The organism is Sphingobium sp. TomMM7A (assembly GCF_055397305.1).
This window is the reverse complement of record NZ_AP027311.1, coordinates 1,486,086-1,501,780: the sequence shown is the minus strand read 5'-3', so window position 1 is coordinate 1,501,780 and position 15,695 is coordinate 1,486,086. Positions and strand designations below refer to the sequence as shown.

Genomic DNA, 15,695 nt, shown 5'->3' with positions numbered 1-15,695 from the left:
GATCCTTATATGCCGATATTCCGAAAAGCCAGCCGTAGTTGGAAGCTATTGCCCTTTCGCGCGTCACCAGCGGCCAGATAATCGCGACGCCACGTCAGGCCCAGCGTCAGGCAGTCATCCTGGTAGGCGATGCCGAGCCGATGACGGACGGGTTCGTAGCCGTCAGAGACGCTGAGCGGATCTTCTTTCCTGTCGGTCAGATCGACGACGGTGGACCCGAAAACGGACCAGAAGCGGGCGAACTGCACACGGCCGCCGAAACGCAGTTCCTCGCGGTCCTGCAAATCCTCAAGCCCCGTCGCGGCGTTCCGGTTGAGCCGGAGATAGCCGACCATGGCATAGGTTTTGCGACTGCCGATCGTCGCGTCGATTTCGTTGCGGCGCACCGCCAGCCCGTCCTTGTCCAGGCGGAAACGGTGGATGAGGCTGACGAAATCCCGGAAACGGACGGTCGTGCGGCCGACAATGTCGGACATGCGATCGGAAAGGCCGGTGCCGTCGGGCAGGATGCTTTCGCGACTGTTAAGGCGGTAGCTTTGGCCGACCACGCTTTCCAGCGAAAAGCCGGGCAGGGAGAGGCTGTATTCCAGACCGTAGGTGATGCGGGTCGAATCTTCGAACCGGTCATAGCCTGCGAAGCGGTTGAGCGCGAAGAGGTTGCTATCCTCCAGGTCGATGGCGCGCGCGTCTTCATTGGGTAGCGAAAGATTTGCCAGCCGGGGCGCTGCTACGATCTGCACGCGGGGCGCGATCCGCTGCACACCGCCGAACGCCTCACCCATGAAGGGCCAGCGGACGTCGATCGCGGCTGCGGCTATGCCGCGCGCCTGCCAGCCGGGATCGCCGGCATAACGGGCGATGTTGTTCTGCAGATTGTCACTGCTGTGATAGACGTCGCCGCGCAGATAGGTGGTGAAATTCACCTCCTGACCCATGCCCGTCAGCTTGCGCAGGTTCCATTCAAAGGCAGCGAAGGCGCGCTGGGTATCCTGGCCGTGGGTGCGGGTGATCGCGAGGCTGTTCGCCTGAAGCTGGATGCGGCCGCCAAGCAGCGGATCGAGGAGGCGCAGGCGATAGTCGATCACGGGCAGCGCGATCGGCGTTTGCCCCTGCGGATCGCCAAGGCGCAGCGTCTGGACGGCCCAACCAGCGATGGAGAAATAGCTATTCTCGCCGATGCGCTGAGCGCCCAGGGTCGAACGCAGCCGGTCGTCGCGGCTGATGTCATAGCGGCGAAGGAAGGTGCGGTCGCTCGCTACGCGAAGCGATCCGTTGACGCTCCATTCCGGCGTCAGTTGCATGGCGCCGCTGGCGTCGAGGTAGCCGCGAAAATCCTTTTCCGATCCCGCTGGGCCGGTGGAGCTGGGCAGGGAACTGCTGGCGTCGATGCGCCGCGCATGGGTCACAAACCCCGTGATCTGATAGGCGCCACGGTCCCAGCGATGGCGGAAATTCGTCTCCAGCATCGGCAGCGTCTTGGAATAGACATGCGGCGTGATCGTCAGATCGCGGTTTGGCGCCAGCTTGATGTAATAGGGCAGGGCGACTTCGACGCCGTTATTCCGGTCGTAGCGCAGGTTCGGCACCAGCAGCCCCGTGCCGCCCGTGTCGCCGACCGGGTGTGAAAAGCCGGGCAGCGGAATGAGTGGCAGGCCGAATATTTCCACGCTGGCATTGCGGTATCGCACGCGAGCGGCGACGGGGTCGTACACGACCTTTACCGCCTTGATCTGCCAGGTGGGTTCCTTGGGGCAGCCGTCGCTGTCCACTACGCTGCAGCCGGTATAGGTGGCCTTGCGCAGTGTATAGACGCCGTTCGTCCGGACGCCCTGCACCGCCGCCAGCCTGCCGCCGGACTGGAGCACCAGCAGCATGTTTTCGACCGTGCCGTCTTTCAGCGTGTCGGTCACCTGGAAGCGGTCGCCATAGGCGATATTGCCTTCAGGATCGGTCGCCGAGACATTGCCGCGCGCCTCCACCTGCCCCGTGGTGCGGTTCCACACGACCTTGTCCGCGCGCAGCCGGTTGCCCTGCCGGAGCAGCTGGACATTGCCGGTGGCCGTCACGATTTCCGTATTATTGTCATATTCCAGGGCGTCGGCCGAAAAGCCGATTTGCTCGTCGGTCGCGGGTACGGGAGCGTCGGGCGCGCTGACGGGCGTCGGCGGCGATTGCAACTCCTGCGCGAAGGCGCGTGGCATCCCGCCCATGCAGGCGAGCGCCGCGCTTGCGGCCAGCATATGTTTCAGACGCGAGGAACGGGAAAAATTCTGCAAGGGGATCGTGCCTCTTCAGGGGCGCTTCGTTGCCCGCCTATCGCATTGCTTTGCGCGCGCCGCAATCTTTCGTCACGCTTCTTTTACCGGAAATCGGTCGAACGGCTTTGCCAGATGGGGCAAGCGACATTATCTGGCATGGAGCGTTCCTAGCGCCACACGATCAGAAAAGCAGAAGAAAGGACCCTTGATGGAAATCGCATTCACCCCGGTGCGTCCCGACGCCGACACGCTGGTCTTTGCCGTTCCCAAGGGCGGTTTCGATGCCTTGCCGATCGTGGCGGCGCCTACTTTGGCGGCGGGTGCGGCGGCGGCGCGCTTCGCGGGTGAGGCGGGGGCAAGCTTTGAAAGCTTCGCCGAAGAGGGTGGCAAGGTGCTGCGCATCGTTCTTGTCGGCACGGGCAGCGGGAGCGAGGCCGATTATGAACGGGCGGGCGCGGCGCTGACGGCACGCCTGCTGACGAGCGGGGCGAGCCATGCCGCAGTGGAGTTTTTCGGCGGCGCGGCTGGCGATAAGGCGGCTCATTTTACCTTTGGAGCATCTCTGCGTGCTTGGCGGATCGATACCTATCGCACCCGACAGCCGGAAAAGACAAAGCCGACATTGATGAAGCTGTCGGTCGTTGCGAATGACGCGGATGCGCATTGGCAAAGGCTGTCGGCGGTGGCCGATGGCGTCACCTTCACGCGCGAGCTGGTCTCTGAACCGGCGAACATCCTGTACCCGGAAAGCTTCGTCGAACGCTGCCGTCATCTGGAGCAGCTGGGCGTCAAGGTCACCGTTCTCGATAAGGCGGCGATGGCGGAACTGGGCATGGGCGCGTTGCTCGGCGTGGCGCAGGGTTCAGTGCGTGAGCCTCGTTTGCTGGCGATGGAGTGGGATGGCACGGGCGGCGCGGGCGACAAGCCCATCGTCTTTGTCGGCAAGGGCGTGACATTTGATACCGGCGGTATTTCATTGAAGCCCGGCGCGGGCATGGAAGACATGAAGTGGGACATGGGCGGCGCAGGCGCGGTCGCGGGCGCGATGAAGGCGCTCGCGGGGCGCAAGGCGAAAGCGCGCGTCATCGGCGTTTGCGGCCTTGTGGAAAACATGCCGGACGGTAACGCGCAGCGTCCCGGTGACATCGTGACCTCCATGTCGGGCCAAACGATCGAGGTGATCAACACCGATGCCGAAGGGCGGCTGGTGCTGTGCGACGTGATCACCTGGGCGCAGAAAACCTATTCTCCCGAGGTTGTCATTGATCTTGCCACCCTGACCGGCGCGATGATCGTGGCGTTGGGCGATCAATATGCCGGGCTGTTCGCCAATGACGAAGGACTTGCCGAGGATTTGCTCGCTGCTGGCAAGGCGGCGGGGGACCAGCTTTGGCGCTTTCCGCTCGGCGACGCCTATAACAAGCTGATCGACAGCCCGATCGCGGACATGAAGAATATGGGCGCGCGCTATGCCGGATCGATCACCGCAGCGCAGTTTATCAAGCGATTCGTTGATGATGGGGTCAAATGGGCTCATCTCGACATTGCGGGCATGGTGTGGGCCGACAAGCCCGGCGCAACCTGGGACAAGGGCGCGACCGGCTATGGTGTGCGCCTGATCGATCGTCTGGTGGCGGACAAGTTTGAGCGCTGATGCAGGTCGATTTCTACCAGCTTAGCCGTGATCCTGTGGACCGGGTGCTGCCCGCCATTGCGGCGCGCATACTCGGCCTCGGTGAACGGTTGCTGGTGGTCGCGCAGGACGAGGAACAGCTGGAACGCATTTCGGCTGGGCTGTGGAACGGGCCGCCGGAAAGCTTCCTTGCCCACGGCCGGGCGGGGGAGGGCGGCGAGGCGATGCAGCCGGTACTTTTGGCGCAGGATTGCAGCCCTGCGAACGGTGCCCGGCACGTCGCGATTGCCGATGGCCTATGGCGTGAAGAGGCGCTCGATTTCGAGCGCGCTTTCTACTTTTTCGACACGCTGACCGTCGATGGCGCGCGCGAAAGCTGGCGTGCCCTGTCGAAGCGGGAGGGGGCGACGCCCCGCTTCTGGCGGCAGGAGCAGGGGAAATGGGTGCAGGGTCCGTGAGCAAGCGGGGCGGCTACGCCCCCTTGCGGTGCGAAGCGGCGCGGTCTAAAGGGCGCGCCAATTCCAACAATCCGGAGCTTTTGAGCCTTATGGCCGTGACCCGCACCTTTTCGATCATCAAGCCTGACGCCACGCGCCGCAACCTGACCGGCGCTGTGACCAAGAAGCTGGAAGAAGCAGGCCTGCGCGTTGTCGCGTCCAAGCGCATCCGCATGAGCCGCGAGCAGGCCGAAGGCTTCTATGCCGTTCACAAGGAACGCCCTTTCTTCGCTGATCTGGTGGCCTTCATGATTTCCGGCCCGGTCGTCGTCCAGGTTCTGGAAGGCGAAGACGCCGTGAAGCGCAACCGCGACATCATGGGCGCCACCAACCCGGCCAACGCCGACGAAGGCACCATCCGCAAGGATTATGCCGAGTCGATCGAAGCCAACTCGGTCCATGGTTCGGACAGCGAAGAAAATGCCGCGATCGAGATCGCCTATTTCTTCAAGCCCGAAGAAATCGTCGGCTGATCTAATCGATCAGGATGAAAGAAGGGCCGGGGACGTAAGTCCGCCGGCCCTTTTTTGTGATCGGATTTGGTTGGATTGCGGACATTGAAGTCCTCCCCATCGGTAGATGGGCAGGGGGACCGTCGGCGTAGCCGATGGTGGAGGGGAAATGGACTGACGCCGCGCATTTTCCCCTCCACCAGCCTTCGGCTGGTCCCCCTCCCCACGCTTCGCGCAGGGAGGATTTAGGAAGGGTCCGCCGCAACCTCAATTCGAAACCGGCGGCGCCTCGAATCGGTCGATCACCCATTCCTCGGCTTGTGCGCCGCCGATCCATTCCTGCATCCAGGGATGATTGACGACCGCCTGCATATAGGCTTCGGCAAAGCGTGCGACGGGCAGCTGATAGGTTATGAAGCGCGTCACGACCGGGGCGAACATCACGTCCACCGCGCCAAATTCGCCGAACAGGAAATCGCCCACGCCGCCATAACGAGCCCGGGCCTGTGCCCATAGCTGCATGATGCGGGCGATGTCCTGCGCGACAGCTTCGGAGGGCGGCACGGCGTCGTAAATCTGGCGGATGTTCATGCTGTGCTCGCGCCGCAGCGCCGCGAAGCTGGAATGCATTTCCGCCGCCATGGACCGGGCCATCGCCCGCGCCGCCGTGTCGGTGGGCCAGAATTTGTCGCCGCCAGCCTTCTCGTTCAGATATTCGATGATCGCCAGGCTGTCCCAGACAACGGTGTCGTCGCCGTCCCACAATATGGGCACCTTGCCCGACGAAGGGGCGAATTCATCGCCTTCGCGCCGTCTTTCCCATGCTTCATCATAAAGCGGGACCACGACTTCCTCGAACGGCAACCCGCTGAGCTTGCAGGCGAGCCACCCGCGCAGAGACCAGCTGGAATATGCCTTGTTGCCTATGAATAGCTTCATCATCGCCCTTCTTTAGACGGGCGAAGGAAGGGGTGTCGAGAGCAACCGGACGGCGCATTTGAGTCACTTTCTATATTGTTTTGGTAGAAAATACTTTGTGCGGGGCTTGGCGGCATCATGGACGTCGTCGTATGGCGCAGCGGCGAACTGAACGCCGAGAGGGGGGGATTATGGACTGGCTGCATGGAATAGCGGGCCTGTTCGTCGGAATCATGGTCGGAATGACGGGCGTTGGCGGCGGGTCGCTGATGGCGCCAATCCTCATCCTGCTGTTCGGCGTGGCACCGGCGACGGCGGTCGGCACCGACCTCTGGTTCGCGGCCATTACCAAGTCAGTGGGCGGTGCGATCCATCACCGTCACGGCGGGCCGGATGGCGGGCCGGACTATCAGGTGGTGAAGCGCCTGTGCCTGGGGAGCCTTCCCGCCGCGCTGATCACGTTGTTGATCCTTTCCCAGACGCATATGCAGCAGATCAAGAGCGGCATCGTCACGAGCGCGCTGGGTGGCGTCCTGATCGTCACGGCGGTTGCAACCCTGCTACGCGGGCGATTCCACCTTTGGGCCTTGGCTCGCCGCGTTGGCACCGCCGATCGCTTTACGCGTTGGCAGCCTCCGCTGACGGTTGCCGCGGGTGCGCTGCTGGGGGGGATGGTAACGCTGACCTCCGTGGGTGCGGGGGCGATCGGCGCGACATTGCTCCTTGCGCTCTACCCGCTCCGCATGCGGCTGCAACGGTTAGTGGCGACTGATATTGTCCATGCCGTGCCGTTGACCTTGGCGGCGGGGCTGGGCCATCTGTGGATTGGCAATGTGAATGGCATGCTGCTCGCCAACCTGTTGATCGGATCGATCCCGGGCATCATTATCGGATCGCTGCTGGCGACGCGCGCATCGGATCGCGTGCTTCAGCCGTTGCTGGCGATCATCCTGGTTCTGGTGGGCTGGCGCCTTATCGCAGGATGAGGCAGCTTTGGAGGCCCGAGCCGGAATCGAACCGGCGTGCAAGGATTTGCAGTCCTCTGCGTAACCACTCCGCCATCGGGCCTCGGCGTGGGTGGCCGCAAATGTGCGGCTTTTGATGCAAAGTCAAGCGCGGCCATGTTGACCGATCCCAAGATTATCGCTCACGGGCGTGGAAAGCCGCTTGGCGTTGCTTGTCGCGTGATCTAGACGTTCCGGTAATGTCAGCGCTGTATTGCCATGCCAATACAGTTATGCCAATCGAGGTAGTATCGTGACCGAGCAGAATTTTTCATCGATGCGGGCCGCCATGGTCGAAAGCCAGCTTCGCACCAGCGATGTCGATGACCCACGGGTGATCGCCGTGATGGCGCGCGTGCCGCGGGAAGATTTCGTACCTGCTGAACGGCGCGCGATGGCCTATGTCGATCGTTCGATTCCGCTTTCCTCCGGCCGTGCGCTCAATCCGCCGCTGGCCACCGGACGGCTGCTCAAGGAAGCGCAGGTGGAGGAGGGCGATCGCGTTCTGCTCATCGGCGCGGCCACGGGATATAGCGCGGCACTTCTGGCCGCTCTTGGCGCCCAGGTGACGGCAGTCGAGACTGAGGATGGTCCGCAATTGTCAGGCAATGGCGCCACGGTCATGCGCGGCCCGTTGGAAGCGGGCTATCCGCAGGGCGCGCCTTATGACATACTTTTCATTGATGGGGCGGTGCAGGAAGTGCCCGCGACGCTTGTCGGGCAGCTTGCCGATGGTGCGCGTGTGGTGACCGGTCTTGTCGAGCGCGGCGTTACACGCCTGTGCAGCGGGCGGGTGGTTTCCGGTATTCTGGGTCTTGTCAGCCTGACCGACCTTGAGATGGTCATCCTGCCCGGTTTTGCGGCGCCGGAGCGTTTCGTCTTTTAACCGGCTGGGGGGGTCATGACGGCAAAGCAGGTGTTTCTTCGGCACTCGGCCGCCACGGCTCTGCTGCTCCTCAACGCTGGGATCGCGCAGGCCGAAACCCTGCAGGGCGCCCTGGCAAAGGCTTACCGTTCCAACCCCACGCTCACCGGCACCCGGGCGCAGCAACGGGCGACGGATGAGACTGTGCCGATCCGCAAGGCGGATGGGCGGCCCAATATTGGCACCACCACCGAATATCAGGAGTTGCTGGTAAAGCCCGCGCGGTCCTTCCTCGCGCCTGATCGTTCGCTCGTCGGCACCGCTACGGTGAACGTCCCAATTTATCAGGGCGGCGCAGTGCGTAACGGGGTGAAGGCTGCCCAGGTGCGCGTGCAGGCGGGGCAGGCCAATCTGCGCGGGACCGAGGCATCGATCTTCTCCCAGGTTGTCGCCGCCTATATGGACGTTATCCGCGACAGCGCGGTCGTGTCGCTCAATCTGGCGAATGTCAGCGCGCTCGGCGTCAATTTGCAGGCAACGAACGACCGATTCGAAGTGGGCGATCTGACGCGCACGGACGTCGCCCAGTCCGAGTCGCGGCTCGCGCTGGCCCGATCCAACCTGCAGACGGCGCAGGCGAACCTGATCGCCAGCCGCGAAAATTACATCGCCCTGGTTGGTGCGACGCCGGATGACTTGCAGCCGCCGCCGCCGCTCCCCGGCCTTCCTGTTACGCCTGAAACGGCGGTGCAGGTGGCGCTTGCCGACAATCCTGACCTCGTCGCCGCGAAAAAGGCGCGTGAAGCTGCTCGCTATGACGTGCGGGTGGCGAAGGCAGGCGTCCTCCCGACGCTGTCCGGTTTCGCGCAGGGCAGTTATACCCATTATCTGGGATCACTTGATGACCCGACCGATCCGTCGCAGCTGAACAAGCAGGTGGTCGCGGGAGCGACGTTGCGCCTTCCGCTTTATCAGGGCGGCCGGCCCGGCGCGCAGGTGCGCCAGAACCAGGCGCTCGAATCGCGGGCGATGGAGCAGGAAATAGAGGTCGAGCGGGGCGTCATCGCTCAAACGCGGTCAGCCTATGCGAGCTGGCAGGCATCGCTGCAAAGCATCGAATCCAACCAGAAGGCGGTCGAGGCGGCCAATCTGTCGCTTGAAGGGGTGCGCGCGGAAAATTCTGTCGGTAGCCGCACCATCCTGGACATATTGAATGCGGAACAGGAAGCGCTCAACGCCAAGGTGCAGTTGGTGTCTGCTCGCCGTAACGCCTATGTCGCGGGCTTCAGTCTGCTGGCCGCGATGGGCCATGCGGAAGCGGACGACCTCAGCCTGGAAGCAGGCACGCTCTATGATCCCATGGTTAATTATGATCGGGTCAAGGGCAAGTGGTTCGATTGGGATTTCGGTCCCGCACCCAAGCCGGAAGCGACCAGAACCGTTGACACGCCTGCACAAAATGCCAATGTGCCTGCTGGTTTGGCGCAACAACCTTAAGGTTAACAGGGGTTATTCATGGGCGACATGAGCAAGGAACCCTCGATGGAGGACATTCTTTCGTCCATCAAGCGCATCATTGCCGAGGAAGGCGAGGAGGCTGCGCAGGCGGTGTCGCGCCGGGGTAAATCCGACGCCGCACCCAAGCAGGCTGCCGAACCCGCCGAACCTGCGGTCGAGGAAGTGCTGGAACTGACTGACGAGGTTGGAGCGGAGGAGCCGATGCCTGCCCACAAGACTGGCCGTGCAACGCAGGTCGAAGTGCCGGTTGAGGAAAGCTCAATCCTCTCGGTTGAAAGCGAAGTGGCCGCGCGGCATTCGCTTTCGGCGCTTTCGTCCATGCTGGTAACGCCCAAGGATGGCGAGGATAACACGCTGGACGGTCTGGTGCGGTCCATGTTGAAGCCGATGTTGAAGGAATGGCTGGATGCACGCCTTCCCGCGCTGGTGGAAGACATGGTGGCAAAGGAAATCGCCCGCATCACTGGCCGCTGATCTGGCAGGCTCTCCGCGTTCCAACTTATCGCGCATTGGCTCGGTTGACGCCTGCAAGGCGGTAAAAGCGCTGGAATGGTCAGGGAAGGGGCTTTAAGGCGCCTTTCCATGACCGAACTGCCCAAGACCTTCGACCCCGCCGAAATCGAATCCCGCTGGTATGCTCATTGGGAGCAGAAGGGCCTGTTCCGTCCTGAACGGCCGGATGCCGAACCCTTCACCATCGTCAATCCGCCGCCGAATGTGACCGGCAGCCTGCATATCGGCCATGCGCTCGATAACACGCTTCAGGACATCGTGATCCGGTACGAGCGGCTGCGGGGCAAGGACGCGCTGTGGGTCGTGGGAACTGACCATGCGGGCATCGCGACCCAGATGGTCGTTGAGCGGCAGATGGAGGCGCGGCAGGACAAGCGCACCAACTACACGCGCGAGCAGTTCCTCGAGAAGGTCTGGGAGTGGAAAGCCGAGAGCGGCGGCGCGATTACGCGCCAGCTGCGGCGGCTCGGCTGCTCGATGGACTGGGCCAACGAGCGCTTCACCATGGATGAGGGCTTTTCGAAAGCCGTCATCAAGGTGTTCGTGGAACTCCACGAGCGCGGTCTGCTCTATCGCGACAAGCGGCTGGTGAACTGGGACCCGCGTTTCCGCTCCGCGATTTCTGACCTTGAGGTCGAGACGCAGGAAGTGAAGGGCGGCTTCTGGCATTTCCGCTATCCGCTGGCGGATGGCGTAAAGCTGGCCAACGGCGCGGATCATATCGTTGTTGCGACAACCCGGCCGGAGACGATGCTGGCCGACATGGCGGTGGCGGTGCATCCTGACGATCCACGCTACAAGGACGTGATCGGCAAGGATATTCTCCAGCCGATCACGGGGCGGCGCTTCAAGGTGGTTGCGGACGACTATGCCGATCCCGAACTGGGGTCTGGCGCGGTCAAGATCACGCCGGGGCATGACTTCAACGATTTTGAGGTGGGCAAGCGAGCGGGCTTCCGCGCTGCGGAGATGCTCAACATGTTCGATGCCGACGCCAATGTCGTGCAGACGGCAGATGGATTGATACCGGAGCGCTTCCTGGGGCTGCACCGATTCAAGCGCGATGGCGTCAATGGCGCCCGCGAACTGGTCGTGGCGGAGATGAAGGCGCTGGGCATGCTGGTGCCGCATGTCACGAAGAACAAGGACGGCGAGGAGGTCGAAGCCGATTTCGAGCCGCGCACCATCCAGACGCCGTTCGGTGATCGTTCGGGCGTGGTGATCGAACCCTGGCTGACCGACCAATGGTATGTCGATGCCGAGAAGTTGGCTGTCGCGCCAATGCAGGCGGTGCGAGACGGGCGGATCGAGATCGTCCCCAAGACGTGGGAAAAGACCTTCTTCAACTGGATGGAGAATATCCAGCCCTGGTGCGTGTCGCGCCAGCTTTGGTGGGGGCATCAGATTCCCGCCTGGTATGATGAGGATGGCAATTCCTATGTCGCGGAAAGCGAGGAGGAAGCGCAGGCGCTTGCTGGCAACAAAAAGCTGGTTCGCGATCCCGATGTGCTCGACACATGGTTTTCCTCGGCGCTGTGGCCCTTCGGTACGCTGGGTTGGCCCGAGCAGGGCGAGACGCTGTCGCGCCATTATCCCAACGACCTGTTGATTTCCGGCTTCGACATCCTGTTTTTCTGGGATGCGCGCATGGCGATGCAGGGGATGGAGTTCATGGGCGATGTGCCTTGGCGCAAGCTCTACCTCCATGGGTTGGTGCGTGCGGCGGACGGGCAGAAAATGTCCAAGTCCAAGGGCAATGTCGTCGATCCGCTGGGCCTGATCGACAAGTTCGGCGCCGACGCGCTGCGTTTCTTCATGTCCGCCATGGAAAGCCAGGGCCGCGACGTGAAGATGGATGAGAAGCGGGTCGAGGGTTATCGCAACTTCGCGACCAAGCTTTGGAACGCGGCGCGCTTCCTGCAATCCAACGGTGTCACCGCATCGAGCAGCCATGAGGCGCCTGCCGCCGCGGCGCCGGTCAACCGCTGGATCATTGCCGAGACGGTGGCGACCGTTCAGGCGATCGACACCGCCATGACCGAGCTGCGCTTCGACGCAGCAGCGAATGCCATCTATCATTTCGTCTGGGACCAGTTTTGCGATTGGTACATCGAACTTACCAAGGGTTCGATGGACGATGAGACAAAGGCTGTCGCGGGCTGGGCGTTCGACCAGATCCTCGTCATGCTCCACCCCTTCATGCCCTTCATCACCGAAGAGCTGTGGAACCTGACCGGCACACGTGAGACGGAACTGATCGTCGCCCGCTGGCCGCAAGCGCTCTATGCCGTCGATAGCGAGGCGCAGGCAGAAATTGACTGGCTGATCCGCTTGATCAGCGCGATGCGCACGGCGCGAACGGAACTCAACGTGCCGCCGGGCGCCAAGCTGAATGTCGTAGTCAGCGAAGCGTCGGAAGAAACGCGACGCCGCATCGATCGGCAGGGGGCGGCCCTGGCGCGCTTGGGACGGGTGGAGAGCCTGTCCTTTGGCGATAGCGTAGCTGGTGGCGCGGCGCAGATCGTTGTCGATGAGGCGACCTTCATCCTCCCGCTGGAGGGCGTGATCGACATCGCTGCGGAAAAGGCGAGGCTGGCAAAGGCTCTCGCCGCTGCGGAAAAGGAACGGGATTCGCTTTCCGGGCGTCTTTCCAATCCGAGTTTCGTGGAAAAGGCCAAGCCCGAGGCGGTGGCCAAGGCGCGTGAAGATCATGCCGAGAAAACCGCGGAGGCGGACAGGTTGGCGGCGGCGCTGGATCGTCTGGCCTGATCGGTTAATGATGAAGCGCTTAGGGGAGGGCAAGAATGGCGGCAGGGAAGCGTGAAACAAGGGACCTGGTAAACGGGCCTATCGCGTCGTCCTTGCTGGTCTTTGCCGTGCCGACGCTGGCGTCCAATGTGCTTCAGTCGTTGAATGGATCGATCAACGCGATCTGGGTCGGCCGCTTTCTGGGCGCGCAGGCTCTTGCCGCCACGGCCAACGCGAACATCACCATGTTCCTGATGTTTTCCATCGTGTTCGGATTCGGCATGGCATCGACCGTGGTGATCGCCCAGGCGGCGGGTCGGGGCGATATGGATGCCGCCCGCCGGTCCTTCGGGTCAGCGACGGGCTTTTGCACCATATTGGGCACCGTTGTCGCTGCGGCCGGATGGGCTGCATCGCCCGCAATGTTGCACCTGCTGGGAACGCCTGCCGAAGCATTTGACATGGCGCTGATCTATCTGCGCGTGATTTTCATTGCGATGCCCGCAACGTTGATCAGCGTCATGATGATGATGGGATTGCGGGGAGCTGGGGACGCGCGCACGCCGTTGATCTTCATGTTCGTCAGCGTCGGGATCGATCTGGTGCTGAACCCGGTATTCATCCTTGGGCTGGGGCCGATTCCGGCGATGGGCATCGGCGGATCAGCGGCGGCCACGGCGGCGGCCGGCATCGCCAGCCTGCTTGGCCTGATCTTCTATGTATATGCCAAGGACCTGCCGCTGCGCTTGCGGGGGCCGGAACTGCGCTATCTGATCCCGGCGCCGGACCAATTGCGTATCCTGCTGGGCAAAGGGTTGCCGATGGGGCTTCAGATGATCGTCATGTCGGCTGTTGGCCTGATGATCATCGGTCTGGTTAACCGCGAAGGGCTTATCGTTACGGCGGCTTATGGCGCGGCGCAGCAGATCTGGACCTATTTGCAGATGCCTGCGATGGCCATGGGTGCGGCTGTCAGCGCCATGGCGGCGCAAAATATCGGTGCGGGCCGGTGGGACAGGATTGGCCGGATTACCGCTTATGGATTGGGCTATCTGCTGCTGATTACGGGCGCGATGATTGGCGTGATCCTGTTGTTTCACGCGCCGTTGCTCTCGCTCTTCCTTGGCGACAACAGGGCCGCGATCGATGCCGCCTGGAAAATGCAGTTGCTTGCGACCTGGAGCTATATGCTGTTCGGCGCGACGATGATCCTGTTCGGGGTGATGCGGGCGAATGGCGTCGTGGTGAGGCCGCTATTGATCCTTACCGTCACGTTGTTCGGCGTTCGCCTTGGCTTTTATCACTTCAGCTATCCGTATCTGGGCGCCAATGCCTTGTGGTTGAGCTTCCCTGTGAGTTCGGGATCAGCCCTTCTGATTGCAGGTCTCGCCTATCTGCAGGGCGGCTGGCGCAAGGCGACGCTGCTCGTCCCCGTGCATGAGGAAGAGTGCCGGGAAAGCATCAGCGCGGAGAGCGAACCCGCAGGGCGGTTCGCACCTGCGGGCTGACGCTTATCGTCCCTGGCTGCGCCAGCGGGTGATAGTGCGGTCGAGAATGTCTGCCTCTCCACCGGACTGACGCCAAAGATCCGTGAAGCTCGGATCGCCCGATGCGGGCCGCCGGTGCTCCTCCAGATTGTCCAGCGCGACGCGGATGGGCACCGCGACACCCTCACCGCAGATGATCGCCTCTCGATTGCGGAGCGCGGGAATGGAGTCGAGGAAACCGCGCGCGCCTTCGGGCATGGCGGCCTTCACGAATGCCTGGTCGCGATCATTGTTGAGGCGCATGGAAATGATGGTGCCGCATTGCGACAGCACGCCTTCGGCAAGGTCCGACGGTCGCTGAGTGATGAGGCCAAGCGATACGCCATATTTGCGGCCCTCCTTGGCTATACGCTCCAGGATGCGGCGGACGGCCTGGCCGGTGCCGGTGGTTGTGCTCGGAATATAGCGGTGCGCCTCTTCGCAGACGAGCAGGATCGGCCGCTGAGCCTCGTCCCGCGCCCAAATGGCATAATCGAAGACCAGACGGGACAGTACCGATACCACCACGGAGGTGATGTCCGACGGCATGGCCGACACGTCGATGATCGAAATCGGCTTCCCGCCCGATGGCAGGCGGAAGATCTTTGCCAGAAATTCCTGCATCGTGTCCGCGACGAGCATGCCTGAGAACATGAAGCTGTAACGCGGGTCCGCCTTGATCTCGTCGATCTTGGTCTTGAGCCGCATATAGGGGAGGGCGCCCGTGCCCTTGTCGAGTTTCCCCATCTCATTTTGCAGGATGTTGGTGAGATCCGACAGCAGGTAGGGGATCGGCGAATCGACGGTCAGCCTGCCGATGCTTTCCGCCAGCCGGTTCTTCTGCCGCGCGGCGAGCAAGCATTTCGCGAGAATGTCGCAGTCGACCGTGCGATCGGAGCCTTCGGAGGTGACGAAAACCTCGCAATGCTCCTCGAAATTCATCAGCCAGTAGGGCAGAGCGAGGTTGCCTACGTCGAAGACCGCGCCATTCTGGGCAAAGGCCGCACCATATTCGCCATGGGGATCGACCATCACGATATGGCCTTCGGGTGACAGGTCGCAAATGCGGTGAAGAATGAGAGCGGCGCTGGTGGATTTGCCCGTACCGGTCGAACCCAGCAGGGCGAAATGTTTGCCCAGCATCGAATCGACATAGAGCGCGGCACGCGTGTCTGTCGTGGGGTAGACGGTGCCGATCTGCACGTGGGGCCGGTCATCGGCGGCGTAGATTTGTTGCATGTCGGCGCTGGATACGGGGAAAATTTCTGTGCCAGGTGCAGGATAGCGGGTGACGCCGCGACGGAAGTGATGAATGCGACCGGTAAGCGGTTCCTCGTCACCTTCGCCCAGAAAATCGACGTCAGCGATGATCAGGCCGCTGTCCTGCCGATCCATCGCCATGGAGCGCACGCTGGCGATGAGCCATGCACTGCCTACACGCATTTTTACTTGGCTGCCGACTTGCCCCGCCATTGCCGTGCAGGGGTCGCTATCATGTGCGAGAGTTGCAATGGAGGCGGCGTCGATCAGCACCTTGGAACTGGAACCGGCTATCTGAAAAACCGCGCCCATGGCGTTGGCTGCGGCAGGCTTCGTTTGGCCGTGCGTGAATTCGGCAGCTCCCGGCATGTGGCTCATACACCCCCCTTAAATCTGATTTCCGGCGCGCGCTGCCGGAAGTCGGCCTGCCTGTGTAGTCGTACATAGGTAAAGAAATGGCTTATCGCCGACGTTTTGCGCCTGCGATCGCGCGACCCTGTTAA

The 15,695-nt window shown here is 62.4% G+C and carries 12 protein-coding genes and 1 tRNA gene; 9 read left to right on the top strand and 4 right to left on the bottom strand.

Features of this window, described 5'->3' with window-relative positions; translation table 11 throughout:
- Positions 1-5 precede the first annotated feature (5 nt).
- Entirely contained in the window at positions 6-2,210 is a 2,205-nt protein-coding gene (locus ACZ5ZH_RS07590) for an LPS-assembly protein LptD (protein WP_464775219.1), read from the bottom strand.
- A gap of 256 nt (positions 2,211-2,466) precedes the next feature.
- Here ACZ5ZH_RS07590 and ACZ5ZH_RS07585 point away from each other — a divergent pair, with 256 nt between their 5' ends.
- The 3 genes from ACZ5ZH_RS07585 to ndk all read left to right on the top strand — a co-directional run bounded on the left by ACZ5ZH_RS07585 (position 2,467) and on the right by ndk (position 4,861).
- The gene (locus ACZ5ZH_RS07585; protein ID WP_464771093.1) at positions 2,467-3,912 is read left to right on the top strand and encodes a leucyl aminopeptidase; all 1,446 of its coding nucleotides are present in this window, start codon (positions 2,467-2,469) and stop codon (positions 3,910-3,912) included.
- Positions 3,912-4,349: a DNA polymerase III subunit chi gene (locus ACZ5ZH_RS07580; RefSeq protein ID WP_464771092.1), complete on the top strand. Its 438-nt coding sequence runs from the start codon at positions 3,912-3,914 to the stop codon at positions 4,347-4,349. The genes ACZ5ZH_RS07585 and ACZ5ZH_RS07580 overlap by 1 nt, the downstream gene beginning before the upstream one ends.
- A gap of 89 nt (positions 4,350-4,438) precedes the next feature.
- Positions 4,439-4,861 (top strand): nucleoside-diphosphate kinase, encoded by a 423-nt coding sequence (gene ndk, locus ACZ5ZH_RS07575; protein WP_009820765.1) that lies wholly within the window; start codon positions 4,439-4,441, stop codon positions 4,859-4,861.
- A gap of 246 nt (positions 4,862-5,107) precedes the next feature.
- On the opposite strand, the gene ACZ5ZH_RS07570 is transcribed toward ndk, so the two are convergent.
- Entirely contained in the window at positions 5,108-5,782 is a 675-nt protein-coding gene (locus ACZ5ZH_RS07570; RefSeq protein WP_196224182.1) for a glutathione S-transferase family protein, read from the bottom strand.
- Positions 5,783-5,949: 167 nt separating this feature from the next.
- On the opposite strand from ACZ5ZH_RS07570, the gene ACZ5ZH_RS07565 reads away from it, so the two are divergent.
- A complete protein-coding gene (locus ACZ5ZH_RS07565) occupies positions 5,950-6,744 on the top strand; it encodes a sulfite exporter TauE/SafE family protein (protein WP_464771091.1) in 795 nt (264 codons plus the stop codon).
- Positions 6,745-6,752: 8 nt separating this feature from the next.
- Here ACZ5ZH_RS07565 and ACZ5ZH_RS07560 read toward each other — a convergent pair.
- A tRNA-Cys gene (locus ACZ5ZH_RS07560) sits at positions 6,753-6,826 on the bottom strand.
- A gap of 189 nt (positions 6,827-7,015) precedes the next feature.
- On the opposite strand from ACZ5ZH_RS07560, the gene ACZ5ZH_RS07555 reads away from it, so the two are divergent.
- The 5 genes from ACZ5ZH_RS07555 (at position 7,016) to ACZ5ZH_RS07535 (ending at position 13,914) form a co-directional block, all read left to right on the top strand.
- Complete coding sequence (locus ACZ5ZH_RS07555; protein WP_460986223.1) at positions 7,016-7,648, top strand: protein-L-isoaspartate O-methyltransferase family protein; 633 nt, start codon at positions 7,016-7,018, stop codon at positions 7,646-7,648.
- A 15-nt stretch (positions 7,649-7,663) separates the two neighbouring features.
- On the top strand, positions 7,664-9,124 hold the full coding sequence (locus ACZ5ZH_RS07550; RefSeq protein WP_464771090.1) for a TolC family outer membrane protein: 1,461 nt from the start codon (positions 7,664-7,666) through the stop codon (positions 9,122-9,124).
- An 18-nt stretch (positions 9,125-9,142) separates the two neighbouring features.
- Positions 9,143-9,619, top strand: coding sequence for a DUF2497 domain-containing protein (locus ACZ5ZH_RS07545; RefSeq protein WP_464771089.1), 477 nt, complete (start codon positions 9,143-9,145; stop codon positions 9,617-9,619).
- Positions 9,620-9,727: 108 nt separating this feature from the next.
- Positions 9,728-12,427 carry a valine--tRNA ligase gene (locus ACZ5ZH_RS07540; protein ID WP_464771088.1) on the top strand — a complete coding sequence of 900 codons (2,700 nt, stop codon included), beginning with the start codon at positions 9,728-9,730 and terminating at the stop codon, positions 12,425-12,427.
- Between the two features lie 35 nt (positions 12,428-12,462).
- On the top strand, positions 12,463-13,914 hold the full coding sequence (locus ACZ5ZH_RS07535; RefSeq protein ID WP_460986219.1) for an MATE family efflux transporter: 1,452 nt from the start codon (positions 12,463-12,465) through the stop codon (positions 13,912-13,914).
- A gap of 3 nt (positions 13,915-13,917) precedes the next feature.
- Here the strand turns inward: ACZ5ZH_RS07535 and ACZ5ZH_RS07530 are convergent, their stop codons facing one another.
- A complete protein-coding gene (locus ACZ5ZH_RS07530; RefSeq protein ID WP_460986218.1) occupies positions 13,918-15,570 on the bottom strand; it encodes an ATP-binding protein in 1,653 nt (550 codons plus the stop codon).
- Positions 15,571-15,695: the final 125 nt, after the last annotated feature.